Raw genomic sequence first — 23,651 nt, forward strand, 5'->3', positions numbered from 1 at the left:
TTTGTGGACTTTTTCTTTTTGTTCAAACGCACGCTCCTTTGATCGTCCCACCGTGGCAAAGTCGGGCGAGAAAATCAAAGTTCCAATTTTTATCAGGCGCAAGGGCGCGGATGCTTTCCGCCCTGTACTTGCGGCTGGTGGCTCGTTGATGGCTTACAGGTGTCTGCTGTTATGCGGTCTTTTCTTCTTCAAGGGCTTCTGCAAGAGCCTTTTCCAGATAGGTTTCGATTTCAGTCAGGTAGTTAGCAGGTCGCTGCATTGCGAAGCGGAGAACCTTCTGCTTTTCCGGGTCAGTGAAATAGCTGGGATTGTTTTTGAGCGTTTTCTTCCATGAGTTTTTCATCATTTCGGTCGCACGGCTCAAGGATTTGTAAACCTTCATAAACTCGTCCGGTACATGATAGCACCGGAATTCTTCTGTTTGTGGTGTGGGCATGGGAACGGGTTCTGCTTTTTCAGGTTCAAATTCTGCACTGGCAGATTCCAACACTTCCAATGCCTCTGGATGCAGGATTTGAGCAAGGACATCTGAACGATGCTCGGCACTTACCTGCACGAGTTTGGACATTTCTTCGTTGGTAAACTTCACTTCGCCGGAAAAGACTTTCTGCTTGATGCCGGGAGAGAGGTTGTCTGCGATGTCGATGCCTCGTGTATAGTGGCTGGCGCGGAGAACGGAGGCGCGGCTGACACCGTTTTCCTCTGCGATCCGGTCACAGGTTTTCTTTCCAGAGTGGTGGTTATCACCGTGATCACCACCACTTTTCTTTGCTAAAGTGTACTGATTACCCCGAAAGATTTTTGCAGCTTTCTTTTCAGCTTCATACTGTTTCCCAAGCAGATAGCGTTTCTGTTCGGGGCTCAGGTTTCGCCGTCCCAACTGATTCCGGCAAATCCACGCAATGGTTTCTTCGCGGTTCTCAAATTGGAGCGGCGTAGTGGAAAAATAAATCTCAGGATGCTTCTGGAGAATGGCATAACGGTTGTGGCCGTCAACAAGGGTATTGTTCCAAACGATCAAAGGAGAGAGCAGCTTGCCTTCCTTGAGGATGTTTTCTTCAAGCTGCTTAAATTCATCATCGGTCAGAGGAGGAATCTGAGACTGGAACTCCGGGTCGATTTTCAGGTTGATCATACGCACACTCCTTTATCTCTCCTGCTGCGCCGGTTCTTCCTCCCGGAAAAAGGACGCAACATTCTGCTTTGCGGTTTTCAGCTTGAGCAGCTCGTTCTTGGCTTCCTTGTACTGCTCGTAGAACTGTGCCTTTTCGGATGCCAGCTGCGCATACTCGGCTTCCAGTTTCTTCGGGCTGGGCAGCTTGGTGATATCATTTGCCTTGAAATAGGCTGCTGCCGCCCGGTGCGCTGTCAGCTCTGCACGGTGCTGTTCTTCAAAGGCTGCGGGTCGTTTTGCAGCTTTTAACTGCTGTGCGACGCTCTTGGTGCTGGCGTAGGCTGCGACATGATAGCGCAGCTCTTTGTTGGCTTTCATGCGACCTTCGAGATCTTTCACCACTGCCAGCGAATCGTGGAACTTGGTATCAAGCTCTGTAATTCTCTGGTCGAGTGCGTCCTCGTTGAGCAGACCATTTTCCTGCAAGAGGATCAAGGTCTGTGCCATAGCTTTGAGGTTGTGTTTTTTCGCCCAACGCTCGTAGCCGATGCCCTTACCCTGCTTCAGCTTCGCCTGAATATCGATCAGTTTCCCGATGCGGTCAGACTTGGACTGGATAGTGCGCTTGCGTTCGGTATTGGCTTTCAGAGCGGCAAGCACAAGTTCTTTCTCGAACTTGTCACCGATGCTGCGCGCCCGGATGAACTTTGTCCTTCCAGCAGGCAGATAGCTGAGCCGTCCACGGCTTTCCTTGACGGTAATGCCGTACTGCTGCAAGAGCCTGTCCGAGAAATCTTCAAAACTCGTTGCAACATTGAGAACCTCCGAAATCTGTCTCCGCAAGACTTCTTTTGCGGTTTCAAACTTCGTTTGTGTGGGCTGCTGACCTGTTGCGAGCAGGGCAGCGTTTTCATGGTCGAGTTTCAGTTGACCTCGCTGTTTCATCCAGTATTCGCGCTCGCTCACACGAACCTTCGAGCCGTTGAGCAGGTCGATCTGGTACAGTCCAGCACCTTCGCACAGCTCCATGACCTCGACACGCAAGTGCCGCATGGTCTGGGCCGTGCTGGAGTGCTTCATACCCTCACACCAGTCGCGGGGCTTTTGCATATAGGGCTTGCGTTCCACTTCTCGCATTCGGATGCTGCCGATCACGATGTGGACATGGATGTTTCCCGAATGGTTGTGCCCATCGGGGTGAGTGCAGACGATGGCGGGATGACCGGGGAGGTTTTCTTCGCAGAATTTCAGGCCAAGTGCCTGTGCCTTTTCCATGGTCAAGCCGTTGTCGGCTGCATCGCGTGGGTCAAAGCTGATGATATACTGGTGACTTTTGATATCACCATGCTGGGTATTCTTACCATACTTGCGGTTTGCCAGCAGACAGGCCGTTGCAAAGGAAAAATCGCCGCACTCAAGGGTGTCGAGCAGGTACGATTCTCGCAGCATGGGTCGGCCTTGCTTGTCCAGAATTACCTTGCCGGAAAATTCATCGTGCTGGTAAACGAGGTACGCTTCGATGGCGGTGTAGTCCGAGTTTTTAGAGGCGATATGCTTGAGCGTTGCCATACAGTTCACCCAGAACTTTCTCGGCGTGCAGCCGAAATGCGGTCAGGTCTGCAAGTTCGTCAAGGAGTTTCGCCCGGATCTGCGCGGTGTCTGCACCGCCGGAGTTGAAGTGCCTTGCAAGTTGGTTGAGGTTGGTGCCCACCTTGCTGCACTGGGCAAGCAGGGTGGAAACAGCGGTTAGGGTTTCTTCTCCGCCGCCGGCAACGATGACCGTTTTCTCGATCTTGACGTTGTGGATGGCGCGGCGGATAAAAGTGGAGAGGGAGAGATTCAGGAGTTTGCAAGTGAGTTCCAGTGACGCTTTTTCCTCCGCTGTCACACGGAACTTGATGACGTGCGTTTTGTTGTTCGGCGTGTCGTGGTGCTGGGAATTGCTAGGAATCAGTTGAACATTCGTTTTGGTCATTGTACCTCCTGTCTGTTCGATAACTCCTCGGTGAAGTTATGTAAAGCACGACACGCCGTTCCATTCGTGCCGTAAGGCACGAATGATGAGCAGGGTTTGGGGCAGGCACGCCCCAACAAGATCACTTCGGAAATGCAGACGCATTGCAGAAGTGAAGTCCCAGCGGAGCACAACATTTTCAAGAATTGAAAATTTGTGGCCACGGGACGGTTCTTGCCCTCTACCGCTGCGCTCAAAATCAACTTTCAACAAATGTTTCCGAATTGTTAAGACGCAAAAAATAAGTAGAGGTGGTGCTGCTCATGCAAGGGTTCACCGTTTGCTCCGAACGAAGTTCCTGCCCCTGTTTATGCAGCGGCGTTGTCCGGCTCGCTCACAGAAAGTGTGAGGTCGTGGCACAGTATCACGTTCAGACGGCTTATGAAGGATTCAAGGTTCGGTATGAAGAAAGCCGGGCGCAGTGCGGATACTACAACCTGCTTCTTTCAAGCATAAGAATAACGCTTTGAAGTTGTACAGTCAACAACTAAAAACGATTTTTGGAGGATTGTACAACTACATAAGATTTTATTTGTAAAAAAGAAAAATACCGCCCATGCAGCGCAGCGATGATTTTGTCGGGGTGAATCGGCGGCAAAATGAATCGGGTGTGTTGCGGGGCGGTACGTTCTTTCTGGGCAATCATCTGCTGAAAGTGGTGGTTATCACAGTGAGAACCGACCACTTCCTGTGGCTGCGTTCAATGAACACGACCACATCTTGTGGATATTTTTAGAGCAATGCTATATTTATGGGGAATTTATTGCAACATCCTGCCAATTTTCATTGGTGCTGATTTCCGCATCCGCTCCAAAGAAAGCCTTGCCCGATGCCGCATCACCTTGTAACCAATACATAAACCATGCGGTCATATATCCATCAGCACTGAGGGGAATATCGCCGTGATCCTTGCCGCTCAATCTGCCAATTACTTTAGGCGCTGTATCGGGCATGGCATCAAAACATTCTCGCAGCCACCAGAGGGGGCAGATTCCCTGAGTTTCTCCTTCGGCAAGTTCCAGCCTGTTCTCCTCCACGTTCCCGGCATCGAAGCTACCTGTACCAGCGACCATAAAGGCCGGAATAGAAAGAGACGATGGATCGCAATCCCAGCCGCCATCCAACTCTCCATCCAACAAATTCAGAGCATAAGCCACAGCACTGGATGTCGTACTTTGAGCGCAAATGGCTTTATATAGATTGCCATTTTTCTGCTTTGTCACAGCATTGATCGCTCCAACACCGCCCTGAGAATGTCCAGTAATCCCGATGTTTTCCGTATCGATGCGGCCATAAAAAACACTTTGAGGATCATCGTTCAGCGACAGAATAAAGTCAAGTGTTGCCGCTGAAGATGCACCGGTTCTTGAGTTCTCATCCTCGTTTCCCGCAACGATAAATCCCCACGAAGCCAAATGCTCATAGATTACGCTCAGCTTGGATGCCTTCATCCCTGTTCCGTTGGCGATAACTACAACAGGGTATATACTATCGGACTGTTCCAAATCGGAAGGATACCAAATCTCATATTTTTCCCATGCAGTATCAGACTCTTCAAACTCGACAAGAGAAACTTCATGCTCACCCAAAGCGGTATACTTCGTTTCTATCGCCCCTTTCGGTTCTGCAAACTTCCAATAGTTTGCGCTCTTATAATTTGAAATTGTAACAAGGCCAATCAATGCGGCTATCCCACTCAAAATCCACTTTATCACTTTTTTGACTACTTTCTGCTTCTCCTTACTCTGCTGGCAGGTAGGCGTCCAAATATTCTTCCACAGCATCCATCCATTGCTCATAAAGTTTATTATCGTTCTGCAAGCCGTGTCCGGAATGGGGCAGTTCAAAATACTTGTGGTCAACGCCACATTCCTCTAATGCAGCTTTCAGGCGAAGAGACGCAGGGAACGGCTGCATTTTATCATGAGTGCCGTAGGCAACCACGGTTGCAGGCGAATCGGCTGTAATCCAGTCCGCTGCGGAGATGGGTTTGACCTTCTCCAAGTAAGAGCCATCCGCAACTTCCTCAGGTGAGATCGCTGTACCAGCCATCACCGAGAACAGCCCGGCACAGGCTTCATCGCTCTGGTCCAGGCCGAAGACGCCCCAGTCCTCCTGATAGAAGCTGGCGGGCCCTACACCGCCAAAGGTCAATACAACGGGAACAGGCGCCTGCGCCCCATCACGATAGGCATAGATCATGGCCAGCGCGTGACCCGCAGACCCGCCGCCGACGGCCATTTTATCAATGGAATATCCCAGTTTCTCCGCTTTGGCGATCACATGGGGGATGCTGTCCCGAATCTCCACCGACTGGCTGTATACGCTGGCGGTGGGATTGTCTTCGGTAAACAGGGTATAGTTGATCCCTGCCGCCACATAGCCCTTGGAGCAGAGCCACTGGAGCATTTTTGTGTCGTCCTTTTTATCGCCGGATGTAAAACCTCCCGCATGGAGATAGACCACCAAACCATAGCTCTCCCTGCCGGAATCGGCGGGCAGGTACAGATCGAATCTATTCGCTTCTTTCTCGCCGTAAGACAGGTCTGTGTATGCAGTCCCCACCGCATCGCTCCACTCGACGGCGTACTTCCCATGGAAGGGGTCCTGCGTCACTTTTAAAACCGCCGAGAGGATAAAGACGACGACAAATATCGCAACATACAGGAGGCCCCACATCATTTTGCTCACCGTCTTTCTCATAAAAAATTTCCTCCAAACAGCGTACCGCCCAGCAGCAGGTTCCCGACGGCCCGCACAGCCACCCTTCCCAGCACAAAGGCGACAACTATAATCACAGCAATGATAATCAATCGTTTCGTTACAACCGACATGATAAATTTCCTTTCATTTCTCTTTCATGGCACTTGACGCAACAGTTGTTACGCCATATACTATACCGCAGAACAGGAAAAAAATAAAGTCACAATTGCGGTGTAATTGTGACATCAAGGAGGGCAAAGCCTATGGGATATAACAAAAGAAACGATGAGATCAACGCCATTACAAAAGAGAGTATTGCATTCGCCTATTACGAATTACTGCTAAATGAACAAAATATTTCTGTGACTATGATCTGCGAAAAGGCGGGAGTGTCCCGCAACGCCTACTACCGCAATTTCAATTCCACAGATGAAATCATTATTTATTGCCTCATCTCGAAATGGGCAAAATACTGTGAAGAAAACCCCGTTCCCCCGGAGGACGGAGAAGTGTTGATGCAAAGACTGATCCAGTTTTTTTACTCGGAAAAAGAGTTTGTCCGATCCATCCAAAAGCACGATAAAATCTATTTAATCGAAAATCTTTTCAGAAAAATCATCATTCCGGCAGATGATATTGGCATGGCAAAATACATTCTATATGTGGTCGCTTATTCGGTTTATGGTATCATACGGGCGATGATCGACCAGAATTTTTCTGAAACGCCGGAACAGCTTGAGAGAATGTTTTCCGAACATAAAATTGTTCAAAAATAGGCAATGTACATTGAGAAAAATATTGCCAAACATTGAATTATGCTGTAAAAATGCCCTCCCGACATATTCGATATACGGCTGCCTGTGCAGAGTCTCCACAAACAAAGGATTCCAGTCATCCTCCGGTTGTTTGGGTGCATATTCTTCTTTCCATCGTTCCAGCAAACGCAGGTACTGCTGCATGAGTTTCTCCGAGAAATCTTCAAAACTGGCAGCACGGTAAAGCACAGACGAAATCTGTCTCCGTACAAGTACAATCGCTTCCCGATTCGTCCTTTAGGCTGGCTCTCTCCGAACGAGTATCTTGCTAAATACAGGAACAACACTTCTGCTTCCTCTGCGTAACACATCATTGACAAACCTACAAAAATTTTATAATAAAACGAGAAATAACTCTTGAAAGCGGCAGTAAAATATGATATATACATTATACGAAACATTGATTCAGATGAACGTTCCACCGTTCAATGATGTGTAAAAGTGAGGTGCTTGCCATGACTGCCGTGATCTACGCCCGCTATTCCAGCGACAACCAGCGTGAAGAATCCATTGAAGGTCAAATTCGTGAATGCACGGCATATGCCGAGAAAAACGGCATTACCATTGTCAAGCACTACATCGACCGTGCCATCTCTGCCAAGACAGACAACCGCCCACAGTTCCAGCAGATGATCAAGGACAGTGACAAGAAGCTGTTTGACATTGTACTGGTCTGGAAGCTTGACCGCTTTGCCCGAAACCGCTACGACAGTGCTCGGTACAAGACCCAGCTGAAGAAGAATGGTGTCAAGCTCATGTCTGCCACCGAGATCATCTCCGAGGGGCCGGAGGGCATCATTCTGGAATCGGTGCTGGAAGGTTATGCGGAATACTACTCCGCCGACCTTGCCGAGAAGGTCGTGCGTGGACAGACTGAGAACATCCTGAAAGGCCGCTGCAACGGTGGTCGTGGAACCTTTGGCTATACGCTGGATTCGGAGCGGAAGTTCCACATTGACCCTCTCACCTCGCCTTTTGTGCTGGAATCGTTCAAGAAGTACAATGAAGGCTCCACCATGAAGGAGATCCGGGACTGGCTGAACGAAAACGGCATCAAGAACCCGGTGGGCGGTGCGTTTACTTATAACAGCGTTGAACATATGCTCAAGAATCGGCGGTACATCGGAGAACTGAAATTCCGGGATGTGGTCGTACCGGATGCCATCCCGCCCATCATTCCGCTGGAACTTTTTGAGGATGTGCAGGAAAAGATCGCCAAAAACAAGAAAGCCCCTGCCCGTAGAAAGGCAGAGGATGACTACCTGCTCACCACCAAGCTGTTCTGCGGCTATTGTGGGGCGTTGATGTTTGGCGAAAGCGGCACGAGCCGGACGGGCGAAGTCCACCGCTATTATAAATGTGCTACTGCCAAAAAGCACAAGGGCTGCAAGAAAAAGACCGTCCGTAAGCAGTGGCTGGAAGATCTGGTAGTCAATCAGACTATGCAGCTTGTCCGGGACGATGCCGCCATGGAATCCATCATCGCCAAGGTGATGGAGCTGCAAGACCGGGAGAACACCAACCTTCCCCTCTATGAGAAACAGCTCCGGGATGCGGAAGCGGGTATCCAGAATATGCTGAATGCGATTCAGGCCGGTATCCTCACCAGTTCCACCAAGGAGCGGTTGGAGCAACTGGAAGAAACCAAGCGTGAGCTTGAAGCCCGCATTGCGGAAGAGAAGCTGGCGAAGCCCAAAATCAAAGAGGAATTTATCCGTTTCTGGCTGATGAGGTTCCGTAAGCTGGACATGAGCCTGAAAGATCAGCGGCAAGCGTTGGTGGATACGTTCATCAATTCGATCTATCTGTATGATGATAAGGTTTTAATAACCTTTAACTATAAGGAAGGAACACAGACCATCACTTTTGAGGAAGCTGCAGAAGCTGCATCAAAGGGAAATGGTTCGGATTTGGGTTGCATTCCTGCACCAGAAAATGCCGTGAAATCGAAAGATTTCATGGCTTTTTTGTTTTGTAAGCCATGGGTGCACGGTTTCTGCACGGTTTTTGCACGGTGGGTATTATCCATGTCCGATTATGTAGGGCGCTGTATTGCATTGCAATCAGTGCCCTTTTTTGCATCAGGTGAGCAGTGCCAAGCGGAGCTTTGCCTTCATTTCCGGGTCGGCATCCTTGAGCAATTCCAAAAGAGCCGTCATGGAGATGGTGGGCTCGCCTGTGGCGGGTACAGCCTGCGGGCTGGAGGTGTCGGGCTTGGCATAGAAGCCGCTTTCAAACTTCTTGCCCAGCTCCACACGGGAGGACTGCTGGATATGAGCGTAGGTGTTCACCAGCATATCCGCACTGGCGTGTCCTGTGGTCCCCTGCACCGCCTTGATGTCACCGCCGGAGATCATCAACTGGTAGGTGGCACTGGAGTGACGCAGCCCATGAAAGACGATGCGTGGGAACTCTGGGTGTGCATCCTGCCATTTCAGAAACTTCTTGCGGATGAGCACCGGCTCCACCGCCAGACCGTTGGGCAGCCGCAGCAGCATCCCGCTGTTGCGGTACCGCTCCGGGTCGAGGGCTTCTTCCCGTTTCAGGCGTTCCAGCCACTGTTTCAGCTCCTCCCGCAGGGCGGCGGTCATAAAGATGGTGCGGCAGGAGGCTTCGGTCTTGGTGTCCTTCAGGATAAGGGAGGTCTTGCTGCCCTCCAGCTTGTCCGGGAAGATGCGGAGGATGCAGCCCTTGTCCACCTGCGCCAGCGTGTCCTTCTGCACCCGCTGCATGGAACGGTTGACGGTGAAGGTGCCCATGCCGTTGGCAGCATCAAAGTCGATGTCCTCAGGGGTCAGACCGGCAACCTCACCCTCTCGGAGTGCACCCACCAGTGTCAGGTGCACTGCCAGATGCAGGATGGGGTCCTCCATGCTGTCCAACGCTGCCCGCATCTCCTCCACCTCCCAGATGCTGCGCTCTTGGGTGGTCTTTTTGGGCGCTTCCACCGGGACAGGGCTTTTGATGAGGATGCCCCACTCCACCGCCAGCAGAAAGGAGTTGTGCAGAAGCTGGTGGACCTCATGAAGGGTAGTGCCGGAAAGGGTGCGCTTTTGTTGCTTGGGCGAGAGGTCTCGCCGCTTGCCGCCCACATACTGCCCGCAGGGGGTCTTGCTCAGGGTGTCGTACAGGGCTTCGATGTGGTAGGGCCGCAGCTTCTGCATCTGCATCTCCCCGATATAGGGGATGATGAGGTTCTGGATGAGCGCCAGATTGGACTGGTAGGTCTTGGGTGCCCACTTGTGCTTGCTGCACTGCTTGGGCAGCCAGTCCATCAGGAACTCTGCCACCGTCACCGTGGACGGGATCAGGAAGTTGCCGGTCGCCAGCTCATGCTCGATCTGCTTCTGGCGTTTCACCGCCTCCTCTTTGGTGGGAAAGCTTTCCCATTTGTCGCAGCTCTTGCCGTGCTCGTCCTGATAGGTGTAGCGGACACTGTAAGAACTGCCGCGTTTCGTGATATATGCCATAGATTTGCCTCCTTATCAAGCTGCCCGGTAGAGCCACGCATCGAAGCTGTCTTTCGGGATGCGGATGCTTCCGCCTGCCCGCAGGACACGGAACTCGGTGGTGCTGTTGCACAGGTTGTAGGCGGCACGCTGGCTGATGGCCAGCATCTGCGCGACTTCCTTCACCGTGTACACCAGCTTAGTGGTCTCAGGGCTGTTGGTCGGAGACTTGACGGCATTGGTTCGAGTGACCACCTCCATTGTAGCCGGATTCGAGTCCGACTGCAAGAACTTTTTCGTATAATCCAATGGTTTCACATTCTCGTACATTTTATTACACATAGGCATTGCTCCTTACTTATCATGGCGCACCACAGGCTCCTGCGTGCGGTTCTCATAAAATCTGATGACTTCCGGCGGGATGCTGTCTAACGTTTTCAGGGCGGCTTCATAGTCCTGCCGCAGCTTGGCATCCTCCAGACGCTTCAAGACGCTCCCTTCCTTCGCTTTATCCAGCGAGGCAGAGAGCGTCTTATTTTTCTCTTTCAGCTTTTCGTTTTCGGCGGCAGTCTTGGTGAAGGCCACGTTGTACTTTCGCAGCTGGCCCTTCATCCGTGCCACGTTGGGGATATAGCTGTCCAGCACCTTGCTGATCTCCGCCGCACGGCTCTTGCCGTTGAAGGGATTGATACCCACCAGCAGGGCATCCAACTGCTCCTTCTGCTTGGTCAGTTGAGTCATCTCCTTGAAGATGCGGGGCGGGATGTGCTCCCGCCCGGTCTGGCTGGCACTTTCGCCCCGTTCCAGCTCCGGGTACTGCTTGACCATGTGCTGCCAGAACTCGTCCTGCCACTTCACAAGGTTCTTGCGGTTGCCGATGATCTCTTTGGCGCTCAGCCGCCCGTCAGCGGTCAAGGGCACAAAACAGAGGTGCAGGTGGGGCGTTTTCTCATCCATGTGGACAACGGCAGAGAGAAAGGTATCCGGGTGCTGTCTGCCCTCCAAAAATTTCAGGGCGTACGCAAAGTACGCCTTGACTTCGCTGTGCGTCTTGCCTTTGAAAAACTCCGGGCTGGCGGTGACGAGTGCTTCCACCACTCGCACGCTGTCCTTGCGGACACGGCAGTGGGCGGCGGCTATCATGCGGTCGGCTTCTTCCCGGTACCTGCCCTGTGGCTGCACCAGATGGAGGTTGTAGCGGCTCCGGTTCGTGTCGATATCCGGGTTGCTGGCGTACTGCTCTTTGGTGCGCTCGTTGTGGGCTTCGATGGGGCTGATGGCAGGCCCCTTGTACTTTTTGAACCTTAAAATGCCGTATTGGGCTTTCATAGATCACGCTCCTTCTTGGGGTGTACAAAAAATCTGTACGGACTTCAAATAACCCGTACGGTCTGTACGGTGTACGGAAATCTAAAATAAAAACGATAACACGTTTAAATATGCTCCAATTTGCCGTACAGGTGCGTACAAGTACAGACCGTACAGGTTGTACGAACTTCTTCCGTAAAAAATGCACTTTTTACGGACAGGGGTGGACAAGCGGTTCGATGCCCACGAATCCTCGCACCCTGCGGCCACCGGGCAGATAGATGTTGTTGGTGGCTTCAAGGTTATAGCGGCGGTCATTCTGGCGCAGTTCCGCGCTGAAACGGATGGCCGATACGCTGTGGCAGGCGTTGTCCTCGCACCACTGCTTATAAATGTCGTAGAACTCCTTGGAGCTGATGGAGCAGTCTGCCTTAAAGCGGAAGTAGCCCTCGGATTCCATGAAGTCGATAACATTGTTGCTGCTGCGTTTGATGGTGTCCACGTTGGCGGCGGCTCGTTCGCTGACCGTGAAGCGGAAATCGTTCTGCACCAGCCGGTGCAGCCCTTCCAGACACCAGAGCAGGATGCCTTCCAACTCGGCGCACATCTTCTCCACAAGGAAGGGGTCATCCGTGCGGTTAGCAGGCTTGTCCTTGGTGGTCAGGATGAGCTGGCGGCGGAAGAAACCGTCCGAATGGTCGTACAGCGAGGTCAACGCGCCGTTGCCGAAGCAGAGGAACCGGGCGTAGATGTCCCGCTGGTAGCTCTGGACACCCTTGCGCTCCAAGTCCAGCTTGGCTTCGGCGGTCACGATGGTCTTGATATAATTCGTCTTGGGCAGGGCGTTCATGTCCATATCATCGTCGATCATCAGCAGGCGGCGTTCCAGATCGGCGCGGGCAAAACGGTTATTCTCCACTTTCTGGACGCTGCCATTGCTGGCGGCATCCCCCATGAGCCGGTTCAGCACCAGCCCGATTCTGGATTTGCCTTCGCCGCCCTTGCCGACAATGAGCATCATCTTCTGTCCCTTGGTGCTGGGGATCAGGCAGTAGCCCAGATACTCCTGCAAGGTGGGGATGTCGGCATCGTCCAGCAGCTCGTGCAGAAAGGTCAGCCAGCGGTCAGGGCTGGGGGCCTTGGGGTCATACCTCACAGGCAGGCGGTTCTGACAGAACAGGCGGCTTTCCTGAAAAGAGCCATCCGGCAGATGATACACACCGTTCTGGAGGTGGATGCAGTCCTGCTCGATGGGAAAGGGGTCGGAAAAGGCCAGCAGCTTGATGGTCTCCAGAATGTTGGTGACCTTTTTGGACAGGCCGGAGGTGACATATTCCTCGATGTTCTCCAAGATGCGCTGCTTGATCTCGCTCTCGTCCTCCACCGGACCGTCCAGCGTGTACAGCGTACCGTTGACGCATTTCAGCGGCCACTGTTCCAGAAAGGCGCGGCCAAACTGGACTTCATCGATTTTCTTTCCGTTGTACCAGTCCGGCCATAAGGGGTTGCGGGAAATGTTTTTCTTCATGTGGTGGTTCTCCTTTAAAAAAGTAAAGTGGTGATTATCATAATGATAAGCACCACTTTAGGTGAATGAATCGTCAGGCGCACTTTGCCAGAGCAAGGCGGTCGGTGCGCTCCTCCAGCATCAGCAGGTACGACCCGGACAGCAGCTGTGCGGCGGCAGCGGCCTTCTGCTGGGACGTCCCAAATGCAACGCAGTCCGTCAGGTGCTCGATGGTTTCGGTCATGTGGAGGGCTTCCACGAACCGCTCGTCCAGCGGTTCTTCCGGGCTGGCGGGCTTGTAACGCTCTCGCCAGTCGTGCAGCAGGTCGAGATAATCGGTCAGCACCCGCAGGCAGTAGGCGATGTCTGCCCACTGCTCGTCCGTCAGGCCACGCTTGGGCGGCGGCAGGGCGATGGCATTGGCGGGCGGCTTGTCCGGGTCAAGCCCGAAGTCACTTGCGAGCTTCTCGGCGGCTTGCCGGGGGTTCAGGTCAAACAGCTTGGCGGTGAGGTCGATGGCATCGCCGTTGGCTCCGCAGCCAAAGCAGTAATAATAGGTGTCGTTCAGCTTCATGCTGGGGTCGCTGTCAGAATGGAACGGACAGCACACCATGCCATGGCGGTCGGGCTCCATGCCGTACATCTCTCCCACTTGCCGAACGGTGATGGCGGACTTGATCTTTTGATATAAACTCAAAATTTCTCCTTTGGTCAAAGGCTCTGGCACGGATCAATTTGATCCCTGCCACGTTCAAAGCCGGTCTCCCTTGCTGCCTCCCGACAGGAAATCTTTTTGGACTCTGTGTCGGCCCCATGCAGGGCGCTCGCTCCCCCGATGGGAGGTCTTGGCGGTCTGGGCAGTTCGGACGGTCATTCTGTTCTCAAGGTCCTATAATGAAAGATATTTCAGAGGGCTTTCGCGGGAAGCCCTTAATATGTTCGCTGCTGGGGAGTTAATATGTTTTCTTTCTGTCTATAGGATAGCACCGCAATGGCCGCTGTGCCGTATATCCATAATGTCGGAAAACAGGTGCAGAAACTGCAAAATTCCACGCTTATGGACAGGAACCGCCGGAAGTGGTATACTGTGCAAAAAACATCGGAGGTGCGACCATGAACATCAAGCTGACACTGGGAGAACGGCTCAAAGACCTGCGTGTGGAGCGGAATCTGAAGTTGGAAACGCTGGCAGAGCAGACGGGTCTGTCCAAATCGGCACTGTCGAAATACGAGAGCGACGACGTGACCGATCTCAGCATTTATGCAGTGACAACGCTGGCTGAGTTTTATGGTGTGACCACGGATTATCTGCTGGGTGTGACGGAAAACAAAAAGCGCCCAGATGCAGTCCTTTCGGACTTGCATCTGAGCGATGGCGCAGTGGACGTATTAAGGAATGGAAAATTCAATCATCGGCTGCTGTGCGAGCTGATCGTGCATGAGAATTTCCAGCGGTTCATGACCGATCTGGAGATCTATGTGGATGGATATGTCAGCGCAAACATTCAAAACCTCAATGCCGGTCTGGAAGCAACACGGCAAATGCTGAAAAAGAAGTATGCAGCAGATGAAAATGATTTGTACATGAGCACCTTGAAGCTGGGGCAGATCGATGAAGATGAGTACTTTGGCCGGGTCTTGTATGATGAACTGGTGGCTATCCTGAAGAACATCAAGACGGAACACCGCAAGGACAAGACCACTTCGGATGGTGCGATGGTCGATAACTTGATGAAGGAACTGGAGGATGCACAGAAACTTGAAGGGTCTGCGGATGAAAAGAAGATCCGAACGGCATTGAAGGCAATCGGCATCAACTACGATAAGCTGACAGAGGATGAAAGAAAGCTGATAAAAAAGATCCTTTATAAAACGGCAATGCTAAAACCGGGGACACTTGCAGGCAACCGGGGCAAGCACAGACGCTGATTATTTGCCCTGCAGCTTATAGGGTGCGCTGCTGCGGCAGGAAGGGGAACGTACACCATTGGTTCCTCTGCAAGCCTGCGCTGGGTGGGCAGAGACTGTCAACTGCCACGCCCATCCGCGCATCCTTCTGCCGCAGAACAGGTGCTTGCCGGAGCCTCTCGCAGCCCCTTTTCCGCGTCAGCCGGAACCAAGGTGTAACACACTAGACTTTGCAGGCAAAGTCGTGTGCCAAAGGGGTGCTGCGGCCCCTTTGGAAACCCATCAAAATAGAAAAGCCGGATGCCAATCTTAAAGTAGATGACACCCGGCTTTTTATAGGTTACCGCATTTGCGCACAGAATTCTTCAAAGGTATTGGTTTTAAGCAATTCAAGGGTGCGGGATGTGGAGTTGAACAATTCCACGATCCTGTCGAAGGCGGGTTTAAAGAACTTCATCTCAGCTTCGGTAATGCCGATCATCAGAACGAAATGCACCGTTTTCTTTTTCCACTGAATTGGCATATCATTATGGATAACACAGATGAAGGAACGGTCGGCGTACTGATTGATGGCGTGAGGCACAGCCAGTACATCGGTGAAGGCGGTACTGGAAAACGATTCGCGCTGCAGAACGTCTTGTACAAATTCCTCTTTCGCATAGCCATGTTTGACACACTGTTCTCCCATGAAATGAATGTAGGCTGCGGCATCGGACAGACTCACGTTGCGGAAATACAGTTCTTTGTGCAGTAGGCTCTGCAAAAACTGGTGGGCACGGGCAAGTTCCCGCTCGGTGCTGATGGAGCTTAGCTGGGCGCGGATACTTTCACAGTTGGCTTTAGTTAGGATCGGGCTGATCTGCACCACATGCGGATGCTGTGTGCCCAGCGGCAGGGTTGTCAGCACAAGGTCGCATTCCGGCTGACGGTTGAGGTACCGGTTCAGGGGCAGAACTTCCTTTACGATGATCTGGTTGGCAAAAGCAACATTGATCTCGTGGATCAGCTGCCGTGCCAGCATATGGTAGGACTCCACAATAACTACACAGGTGGCGTGTTCCCGGCTCTGTTTGTTGTTCTCCAGATAAGAACCAATGTGAAACGCAATGAATGCGATCTCGTCCTCGCTCACTTCGATATGGTAGATCTGCGCAAAGCGGTGTGCAAAGTAGACCGCCATATCGTAGACAGGGGCATAGTCTTTCTTGAACTGTAGCGCAATGGGATTGGGGTAGCTGATATGGAAGGCACATCGCTGCTGCGCATAATACATGTGCAGGGAGAACTGCAGGATATAGTCGTTGTCAAATTCCGGGGTGCAGTACCGCTGGGACATCATGGAAAGGATGGAAGCCACATTGTGGATGAACTCCGGGCTGATGACACACTGGATATCCACGGTTTCGTGCTCCACCGAAAGGGCAATCAGCATCAAGATCTGCTTATAATCCCGCTCCGGGATGCGGATGCTGTATTTTTGCTCGAAATTTGCCGAGATCATGTCGGCCAGATTCACGATGTCTTCCCGATCCTGAGAGGATGCCAGCAGCTCATCTACCGAGATGGGCGGTTCTTTGTCGTCCAACTCATTGCCGATGTTCAGCCGGATGAGGATGACCAGAATATGGATCAGCAGATTATTCAACGCAAAATCGTTTAGAAATAGTTTGGACTCCTGACAGGTCGTGAACAGCTCCTGCATAATGCCATCGATATCCTGAGAGGGAAACAGCTGTTCCAACGCATCTTTAGAATTGAAAAAGCCGTAGGTGTTGCGCACGGCAAGGCTGCCGATCATTTTGCGACGGTTCTGCTCGCTGCCACGCAGATAGAACTGGTATTTCTGAGATTCGATGCGCAGGTCGTATTCTTTGGCGATCTCTTTTACCTGTGGGATGACGGTATTCAGAATGGTGCTGGAACTGACATACAGGGCTTCAGCTTCGTCAAAAGCGTTGACCCCCTCCTTACTGGTCAATAGATCAGAGAGCACCTTCCAGACGCGGGATTCTGCTTCGTTGGGCAAGCTGTCCAGACTGGCGGTATGGCTTTCCAGGCGGTAGCCCTCCCGGGAGGAAGTAATAACGGCCTTGCCCTCCTCGTTAATGGCTTTGATGTAGTTGCGCACCGTCCGTTCACTGGTACCAAGCATATTGGCAAGTGCTGCAGAGGAAATGCTCTGCGATGCGTCGGATAAGATCTTCAGCAGCTGCGTGCGCTTATCGGTTTTCATGCAGAGACACTCCTTCTATAAAAATACAGGTGAAAGACAGAATAAAAACTTATATTATATAGTATAGCAAATGGAAGAAGAAAACTAAACCATACTTTTTTCCGCCTTGTTGGAAAGATGAGGAATTTGCCGGAATCGGGGAAAAACTTTGTTTTGTTTTCACAAACGGACCTGATATACTGGGCACAACGAAACCCGGAAGCGATTCCGGAGAAAAGAATTGTTTCATTGGATATGGAAAGGAGCAATTGTTATGACCCGTATCTTACTTGCCTGCGGCATTGGTGCTTCCACCGGCTTTATGGCCGCCAATATGCGCAAGGCCGCAAAGGCTCAGGGTTTGGATGTTTCCATCCACGCTGTGAGCAAATCTCAGGTGCCGGAGTACGCCGACAAGATTGACGTGCTGCTGCTTGGCCCCCACTTTTCAGCCGAGGTTCCCAAGTATAAGGAGATGCTGAAGGACCACAATGTGAAGGTGACTTCCATTGATCCGGACGACTATGCTGCATTGGATGGCGAAGCCATTCTGGAGTCGGCCCTCGAGTTTTATGAAGAAGGTTGAAATGGGAGGAAAAAACTATGATGGAGAAGATTCAGGCATGGATCGAGAAACATCTCGTTCCGGTCGTTAACAAGATCACGTCGAACTTCTGGTTCGGCATCGTGGCAGATGCGATCCTGTTCATTGTTCCGTTCTCGATGGTCAGTGCCATCCCGTCCCTGTGGGCCATCCTCCGCCGCTTTGTTCCGGTGCTGCCGGACATCAGCCCGCTGAGCACCTTCTCGTTTGGTCTGATTGGTCTGTTCGTGGTATTCGTGATCCCCTACAACTGCCTGCAGAAGATCGAAAAGAAAGACCGCTCCATGATCGCAGGCTTTACCGGCATCGGTGCCTACATGATGTGCATGAACTTTCAAACGGTAGACGGCGGCTCGCTGGTTTCCATGAACAAGTTCGGCGCAGGCGGTATGTTCACTGCTATGGTGGTCGGCCTGATGGTGGCTGTCATCTACAAGCTGCTGGCCAAGTATTCCTTCTTTGGTGAGGACAGTGTGATCCCCGACTTTGTTAAGAACTGGTTCGACAACATCGCGGCCATCCTCATCAGCCTGACCATTGCCTATCTGTTCACCTACATTGCAAAGATCGATGTGTTTGCCATGGTGCAGGTCCTCATGAAGCCGGTTACCAGTTTTGCACAGAGCGCACCTGGCGTCATTATGATCGTGTTCCTGCAGAATGTGTTCTACTTCTTCGGTGTCTCCGGCTGGGTGTTTACCCCTGTTACCCGCAGCATTACGCAGGCTGCTATTGCTGAGAATGCAGAACTGGTAGCTGCCGGCCTTGCGCCCAAGAATATCTACGCTTACGGTTTCAGCCGTTATCACCACATCGGCGGTCAGGGCGCTACCCTTCCGCTGGCACTGTTCATGCTGCGTGCAAAATCCAAGAAGTTCCGTCTGCTGGGCAAGGCTACGCTGGTGCCCTCCATCTTCAACATCAACGAGCCTTTGCAGTACGGTGCAGTCGTCGGCAACCCCTTTATGCTGATCCCCACTGTGCTCATCGCCATCATCCTGCCCGGTTTCTCCTACCTGTGGTTCGCCATGGGCTGGGGCACCATCAACTACGTCAACTTCGATATGAACTTTGCCCCCAACGCCGTGTCTGCCTTCTTCATGTCCGGCGGCGACTGGCGCAACGTTCTGCTGATCTGTGTCAACTTCGTGCTGGCTGCGCTGATCTGGTATCCGTTCTTTAAGGCAGCGGACAAAGCAGAATGCAAGAAGGAAGCCGAGCGCGAAGCTGCCAAGGCCGCCAAAAAGGCTGCCAAGGCTGCAGCAAAGGCATAATTGTTTCGAGTAAGATAAGAGGAAAATGAGGGAGAGGTAACATCCTATGGAAGAAAACGAAAAGCGCGATATCAATATGGTGGCAATGGAAGTCATCATGAACGCAGGCGATGGCCGCGACAAGATCGACGAAGCACTGGCCGCTATGGCCGAGGGCAAGCTGGACGAGGTGGACAAGCTGCTGGAAGAGGCAGAAGCTCTGATCGTCAAGGCACACAACGCCCAGACCGAGGTCATTCAGAGTCAGGTCAGCGGTGAGAGCATGGAGTACTCCCTGCTGTTCGTCCATGCGCAGGATACGGTCATGACCATCACCACCGAGCTGCGCATGACCCAGAAACTGCTGCCCATCGTCAAGATGCTGCTGAACAAGAAAGGAGACTGAACCATGGCAAAGACATTCCCGGAAGGATTCCTCTGGGGCGGCTCCACCGCCGCCAACCAGATCGAAGGCGCATGGAACGAGGGCGGTCGAGGTCCGGCTACTTCAGACTTCGCCCGCCTGATCACCAAACAGATCCGTGATACCGAGGGCACTTTTGATGTGCATGTGCCCCACAATGCAGCCTCCAAGGAAATGGTGGAGGACATGAAGGCTCACCCGGAAAATTGGGAGCTGCCCAAGCGCCGCGGCATCGATTTCTATCATACCTATAAGGATGATATCAAGCTGTTCGCCGAGATGGGCTTCAAGGTGTTCCGCATGAGCATCAGCTGGAGCCGCATCTTCCCCAACGGTGATGATGCCATCCCCAACGAAGAGGGTCTGAAGTTCTACGATGCAGTGTTCGACGAGCTGCACAAGTACGGCATTGAGCCGCTGGTCACCCTGTCCCATTTTGATACACCGCTGCATCTGGCCGAGGAGTACGGCGGCTTCCGCAGCCGCCACACCGTAGAGGCCTTTGAAAAGTATGCCGAGACGGTCATCCGCCGCTACAAGGGCAAAGTCAAGTATTGGCTCACCTTCAACGAGATCAACAATGTGCTGTCCAACCCCTTTACCAGCAGCGGCGTCATCTTTGACGGCGCACCGGAACCCGGCAGCTGCAACCCCTATCTGGGCCACTGGCAGGAGAAGTTCCAGGCTGTGCACAACCAGTTCGTGGCAAGCGCTCTGGCAACGAAAAAGCTGCACGAGATCGACCCGGATGCCAAGATGGGCAACATGCTCTGCCGTCTGGAAAACTACGCCGAGTCCCCGAAGCCCGAGGATCAGCTGCAGGTCATGTTCGAGGATCACTTCAACTGGTTCTTCACCGATGTGCAGGCCACCGGTGAGTATCCCTACTATATGCAGCGCTTCTTTGATGAGAACAACATCCACATCGAGATGGGCAAGGATGATATGAAGATCCTCAAAGAGGGTGCGGTGGACTTCATCACCATCAGCTACTACATGACCTACATCATGCGCTATAAGGGCAGCCCGGTGCCGCAGCCCACCGGCCGTCTGGTGTCCGATATCAAGAACCCCTACCTGCCTAAGACCGAGTGGGGCTGGACCATCGACCCCATCGGCTTCCGTATCACCCTGAACCGCATTTATGACCGCTACCACAAGCCCATCTTCATCTCCGAGAACGGTCTGGGAGCCGTGGATCACTTTGATGAAAAGGGACAGATCCAGGACGACTACCGCATCGACTACATGCGCGCCCATGTGGAGCAGCTGCGGGAGGCAATCGCAGATGGCGTGGACGTGTTCGGCTACGCATGGTGGGGCCCCATCGACCTGATCTCTTCCGGCACTTCCGAGATGACCAAGCGCTACGGCATGATCTATGTGGATCAGGATGACTACGGCAAAGGCACCGGCAAGCGCCTGCGCAAGAAGTCCTTCTACTACTATAAAAAGCTCATTGCTTCCAACGGCGCGGATCTGGAAAATGATGTGACTATCCCCGAAGAATAACCTGCATAACCGGAGACCCCCATTCTGCAAAGGAGCAGAGCTGACCAACCACAGCTCTGCTCCTTTTTTGCGGTGGTACGGCTGCTATGTGAAACGGAGAAAACTGTATGATCGAAAAAGAAGAGCTGGATCGGTTTATAGCGTCCTGCAAGGATGAACAGGCAGAACTGCTCATGACGCTGGGCCGCATCCCGGCCCCCAGCCACCACGAGGAAAAGCGCGCTGCGTTCTGCAAAAAGTGGTTCGAGCACGAGGGCTGCAACGAGGTGTGGATCGATGAAGCCCAAAACGTAATCTGCAAGTTCAACTGTGATCGGTACGATGAGATTACCGTGATGATGGCTCACATGGACGTGGTGTTTAATGACACGGAAGAACTGCCTATGCGCCGTGACGGCGACATCCTGCGGGCACCCGGCATCGGCGATGACACTGCCAATCTGGTGAACCTGATGCTAGCCACCCGCTTTCTGGTGCAGCACAAAGACCGGTTGCACACCGGTCTGATGATCGTGGCCAACAGCTGCGAAGAAGGCCTTGGCAATCTGAAGGGCTGCAAGGAGATCTTCAATAACTACGGCGACCGTATCAGGAGGTTTTATTCCTTCGACGGTTATATGTCCCAGTGCACCAGCATCGCCGTAGGCTCCCACCGCTACCGGATGCAGGTGCAGTGCCCCGGCGGGCACTCCTATCTGGACTTCGGCAAAGACAACGCGATTCAGATCGCTGCCGAGATCATTCACGAGCTGTACCGGATTACCCCGCCGCAGCAGGAATACACCACCTATAATGTGGGCCGCATTGAGGGCGGCAGCACAGTCAATTCCATTGCACAGGAAGTTACCCTGCTGTACGAGTACCGCTCTGCCAGTGAAGCGTGCCTGCAGGTCATGAAGGGGGAACTGAACCGGGTGGTGAATGAATTCCGCGCCAAGGGCAAAAAGATCAATCTGGAAGTGCTGGGCGTTCGCCCGGGCTGCGGTGATGGCGACAAGACCGAGCTGAAAAAGTGGACATCAGAAAACGCCGCCTGCATCCGGCAGTATTATGAGGGCGAACTGGATCTTGGTCCCTATTCCACCGATGCCAACATTCCTCTCTCGCGCAATGTTCTGGCCAATACCATTGGCACCGTAAAAGGTGCCGGTGCCCACACCCGTGCCGAATGGGTAGACCTGAAAAGTCTCCCGGCAGGACTTGGCATCGTATTGAGCCTGATGAACCGATATCTGGATTAAAAAGCAGAATGCCCGCCCACTGTGGCTTTTCCACAGCTGGGCGGGCATCATTTATATGGTAAATGTTTATTTACGCTGACTTTCCGGGATTTACGCTGAAAATACGCTGACTTGGCATGGTTTACGCTGAATTTACGCTGAAAACGCGCAATCGCGCGAACAAACCGAGAACAAAAATCGCACGGGCGTGCATTCTTCATGCGTGGGAAGGTGCGACGTGAAAGCTGGAACTTGTAAAAATAAACTGTAATACGATTGAATTTCGGAAAAGTGGAATCGCACGCTGGAATGCACGCGTGCAATGTTGCCTGAATAAAAGTCAGCGATAAAAACGCGCGTCGCGCGATTAGCGATTTTGCCGCGCGTTTTCTGTGGCTCAATCCTCCAGCCTGCCGTGGTCGCAGCCGAGGGAGAGATAATGCCCCATCTCCCCTCCCAGCACAAGCTGTGCATACTCCAATGGTTTGTTATACAGCAGCCAGTCCAGTTCTGCCCGCTGTGCCGGGGTGTTGCCGTACTCATCCTCAACGGCAATGCAGTCGATGGCAACGATAGAGCCATCCGCGAACCGGGCTTCCACCCGGTTGGTGTCCATGTTGTAGCGGCAGGAAAGCAATTTTGTCATAATAGTATCCTCCAAGACTTGATTTTTGGTGTGCGGTCACTCGAACCAATGCCGTCAAGTCGGTGTCGGATGAAGTGGATTTTAGTTTGTCCGGGAGTAAGTGCACGGTTTCTGCACGGTTTTTGCACGGTTTCAAAACGTGCAAAGGGTGCAAATCGTTGCAAAATCGGACAAAGGGTGCAGAAACTCGAAGTTCAAAATTTGCGATGTATCGCTTGGAAATGACGTTGAAACGTAACTTCCAAAAATTGATGGAATCGCCCGGTGTGCGCTACGAATCAGTAGGCCGGGGGTTTGAGTCCCTTCCATCGCACCAAACAATGAAAATCCGAACCTTTTCTCGATAGGAGAAGGGTTCGGATTTTTTGTTTTCTTCGGAAATGATAATTCCGGCTCATTCTCGACGGCCGTGTGTCCGAAACCTTATCAGAAAAAACGTGTAACGAAAGTCACAACTGTAAAGGTGCCGTAAGGCAGAAAGGACACGAGTATGAAGTACGATGAAAGAGCCTGCAAATACAACATGGACACCGGCTGCGTGGAGCTGCTGCTCCGGGATGGGAGAATGATCTCCATTGACTGCACCGGGGTCGAGGATGCACTGGATGTTACCATGGCACAGCAAACCGAACTTGACTACCTCATCTACAATGACCCGCTAGGCTATGCGGATTTGATTCTGAATGGCAATCCGAAGGAATATCTGAGGAATGTGGCTGGGAGTCATGGGTTAGAAAATTAAAGGCAAAACAAAAACAGGGTGCGTCCACCCGGACGCACCCTGAAAAATCCACATACGATAGCGATATGTACAACAGGGCGTTCCCCGTCGGGAACGCTCTGTTTTTCTTTGCCGGAGAGATGAGCCTGTTCCGCCTGCCACGCGGCAAATTCTCTTTGCCCTTCTTCGCTGTTCCAGCAGGCAAGGATGGCCGGATAGAATGCCCGTGCCAGACGGTCAA

General features: G+C 52.4%; 21 protein-coding genes and 2 pseudogenes. 9 read left to right on the forward strand and 14 right to left on the reverse strand.

Translation table 11 applies throughout. The features are described from left to right. Window positions 1-169: 169 nt before the first annotated feature. The 6 genes from DXA66_RS13310 to DXA66_RS14705 form a co-directional block, all read right to left on the reverse strand. The gene (locus DXA66_RS13310) at window positions 170-1,135 is read right to left on the reverse strand and encodes a hypothetical protein (RefSeq protein WP_097781462.1); all 966 of its coding nucleotides are present in this window, start codon (window positions 1,133-1,135) and stop codon (window positions 170-172) included. Window positions 1,136-1,147: 12 nt separating this feature from the next. Beyond that, complete coding sequence (locus DXA66_RS13315) at window positions 1,148-2,683, reverse strand: relaxase/mobilization nuclease domain-containing protein (protein ID WP_118529261.1); 1,536 nt, start codon at window positions 2,681-2,683, stop codon at window positions 1,148-1,150. Further along, entirely contained in the window at window positions 2,655-3,089 is a 435-nt protein-coding gene (gene mobC / locus DXA66_RS13320) for a plasmid mobilization relaxosome protein MobC (protein WP_117476230.1), read from the reverse strand. The genes DXA66_RS13315 and mobC overlap by 29 nt, the downstream gene beginning before the upstream one ends. 788 nt (window positions 3,090-3,877) lie before the next feature. Then, window positions 3,878-4,912, reverse strand: a complete 1,035-nt coding sequence (locus DXA66_RS13325; protein WP_118529262.1) for an alpha/beta hydrolase — start codon at window positions 4,910-4,912, stop codon at window positions 3,878-3,880. Then, the gene (locus DXA66_RS13330) at window positions 4,869-5,831 is read right to left on the reverse strand and encodes an alpha/beta hydrolase (RefSeq protein WP_199663713.1); all 963 of its coding nucleotides are present in this window, start codon (window positions 5,829-5,831) and stop codon (window positions 4,869-4,871) included. The genes DXA66_RS13325 and DXA66_RS13330 overlap by 44 nt, the downstream gene beginning before the upstream one ends. Next, window positions 5,828-5,962, reverse strand: coding sequence for a hypothetical protein (locus DXA66_RS14705; RefSeq protein ID WP_256372192.1), 135 nt, complete (start codon window positions 5,960-5,962; stop codon window positions 5,828-5,830). The genes DXA66_RS13330 and DXA66_RS14705 overlap by 4 nt, the downstream gene beginning before the upstream one ends. 132 nt (window positions 5,963-6,094) lie before the next feature. Here DXA66_RS14705 and DXA66_RS13335 point away from each other — a divergent pair, with 132 nt between their 5' ends. Beyond that, on the forward strand, window positions 6,095-6,607 hold the full coding sequence (locus tag DXA66_RS13335) for a TetR/AcrR family transcriptional regulator (RefSeq protein WP_118529263.1): 513 nt from the start codon (window positions 6,095-6,097) through the stop codon (window positions 6,605-6,607). 494 nt (window positions 6,608-7,101) lie between these two features. Then, a pseudogene (locus tag DXA66_RS14775) lies at window positions 7,102-8,022 on the forward strand (recombinase family protein); the annotation flags it as partial. A 705-nt stretch (window positions 8,023-8,727) separates the two neighbouring features. Here the strand turns inward: DXA66_RS14775 and xerC are convergent. From xerC to DXA66_RS13365, 5 genes are all read right to left on the reverse strand, one after another. Beyond that, the gene (gene xerC, locus DXA66_RS13345) at window positions 8,728-10,116 is read right to left on the reverse strand and encodes a tyrosine recombinase XerC (protein WP_118529264.1); all 1,389 of its coding nucleotides are present in this window, start codon (window positions 10,114-10,116) and stop codon (window positions 8,728-8,730) included. Window positions 10,117-10,131: 15 nt separating this feature from the next. Further along, window positions 10,132-10,425, reverse strand: a complete 294-nt coding sequence (locus tag DXA66_RS13350; RefSeq protein ID WP_118529274.1) for a helix-turn-helix domain-containing protein — start codon at window positions 10,423-10,425, stop codon at window positions 10,132-10,134. Between the two features lie 24 nt (window positions 10,426-10,449). Further along, window positions 10,450-11,424: a MobV family relaxase gene (gene mobV / locus DXA66_RS13355; RefSeq protein WP_118529265.1), complete on the reverse strand. Its 975-nt coding sequence runs from the start codon at window positions 11,422-11,424 to the stop codon at window positions 10,450-10,452. A 190-nt stretch (window positions 11,425-11,614) separates the two neighbouring features. Next, window positions 11,615-12,931 (reverse strand): phage/plasmid primase, P4 family, encoded by a 1,317-nt coding sequence (locus DXA66_RS13360; RefSeq protein WP_118529266.1) that lies wholly within the window; start codon window positions 12,929-12,931, stop codon window positions 11,615-11,617. A gap of 73 nt (window positions 12,932-13,004) precedes the next feature. Next, window positions 13,005-13,607, reverse strand: coding sequence for a CHC2 zinc finger domain-containing protein (locus tag DXA66_RS13365; protein WP_243089108.1), 603 nt, complete (start codon window positions 13,605-13,607; stop codon window positions 13,005-13,007). Window positions 13,608-14,023: 416 nt separating this feature from the next. Between DXA66_RS13365 and DXA66_RS13370 the strand changes: the two genes are divergently transcribed. Then, a complete protein-coding gene (locus DXA66_RS13370; RefSeq protein WP_117535565.1) occupies window positions 14,024-14,839 on the forward strand; it encodes a helix-turn-helix domain-containing protein in 816 nt (271 codons plus the stop codon). Between the two features lie 319 nt (window positions 14,840-15,158). On the opposite strand, the gene DXA66_RS13375 is transcribed toward DXA66_RS13370, so the two are convergent. Further along, window positions 15,159-17,051 (reverse strand): PTS sugar transporter subunit IIA, encoded by a 1,893-nt coding sequence (locus DXA66_RS13375; protein ID WP_118529268.1) that lies wholly within the window; start codon window positions 17,049-17,051, stop codon window positions 15,159-15,161. 253 nt (window positions 17,052-17,304) lie between these two features. Here DXA66_RS13375 and DXA66_RS13380 point away from each other — a divergent pair, with 253 nt between their 5' ends. The 5 genes from DXA66_RS13380 to DXA66_RS13400 all read left to right on the forward strand — a co-directional run bounded on the left by DXA66_RS13380 (window position 17,305) and on the right by DXA66_RS13400 (window position 22,064). Next, complete coding sequence (locus DXA66_RS13380; RefSeq protein WP_118529269.1) at window positions 17,305-17,616, forward strand: PTS sugar transporter subunit IIB; 312 nt, start codon at window positions 17,305-17,307, stop codon at window positions 17,614-17,616. 17 nt (window positions 17,617-17,633) lie between these two features. Then, entirely contained in the window at window positions 17,634-18,908 is a 1,275-nt protein-coding gene (locus DXA66_RS13385; protein ID WP_118529270.1) for a PTS sugar transporter subunit IIC, read from the forward strand. Window positions 18,909-18,954: 46 nt separating this feature from the next. Next, window positions 18,955-19,293: a PTS lactose/cellobiose transporter subunit IIA gene (locus tag DXA66_RS13390; RefSeq protein WP_097774500.1), complete on the forward strand. Its 339-nt coding sequence runs from the start codon at window positions 18,955-18,957 to the stop codon at window positions 19,291-19,293. Window positions 19,294-19,296: 3 nt separating this feature from the next. Continuing rightward, window positions 19,297-20,823, forward strand: a complete 1,527-nt coding sequence (locus DXA66_RS13395) for a glycoside hydrolase family 1 protein (protein ID WP_118529271.1) — start codon at window positions 19,297-19,299, stop codon at window positions 20,821-20,823. 107 nt (window positions 20,824-20,930) lie between these two features. Then, a complete protein-coding gene (locus DXA66_RS13400) occupies window positions 20,931-22,064 on the forward strand; it encodes a M20/M25/M40 family metallo-hydrolase (RefSeq protein ID WP_097774502.1) in 1,134 nt (377 codons plus the stop codon). Window positions 22,065-22,440: 376 nt separating this feature from the next. Here the strand turns inward: DXA66_RS13400 and DXA66_RS13405 are convergent, their stop codons facing one another. Then, on the reverse strand, window positions 22,441-22,689 hold the full coding sequence (locus tag DXA66_RS13405) for a DUF6061 family protein (RefSeq protein ID WP_117505999.1): 249 nt from the start codon (window positions 22,687-22,689) through the stop codon (window positions 22,441-22,443). Window positions 22,690-23,179: 490 nt separating this feature from the next. Here DXA66_RS13405 and DXA66_RS13410 point away from each other — a divergent pair, with 490 nt between their 5' ends. After that, window positions 23,180-23,431, forward strand: a complete 252-nt coding sequence (locus DXA66_RS13410; protein WP_118529272.1) for a DUF6061 family protein — start codon at window positions 23,180-23,182, stop codon at window positions 23,429-23,431. On the opposite strand, the pseudogene DXA66_RS14475 reads toward DXA66_RS13410, so the two are convergent. Beyond that, window positions 23,428-23,651 (reverse strand): annotated as a pseudogene (locus tag DXA66_RS14475) (hypothetical protein); the annotation flags it as partial. The gene DXA66_RS13410 and the pseudogene DXA66_RS14475 overlap by 4 nt on opposite strands.

Origin of the sequence: Faecalibacterium sp. OF03-6AC (assembly GCF_003478175.1) — a bacterium.
In the GTDB taxonomy this organism is placed as follows: Bacteria; Bacillota; Clostridia; order Oscillospirales; family Ruminococcaceae; genus Faecalibacterium; species Faecalibacterium taiwanense.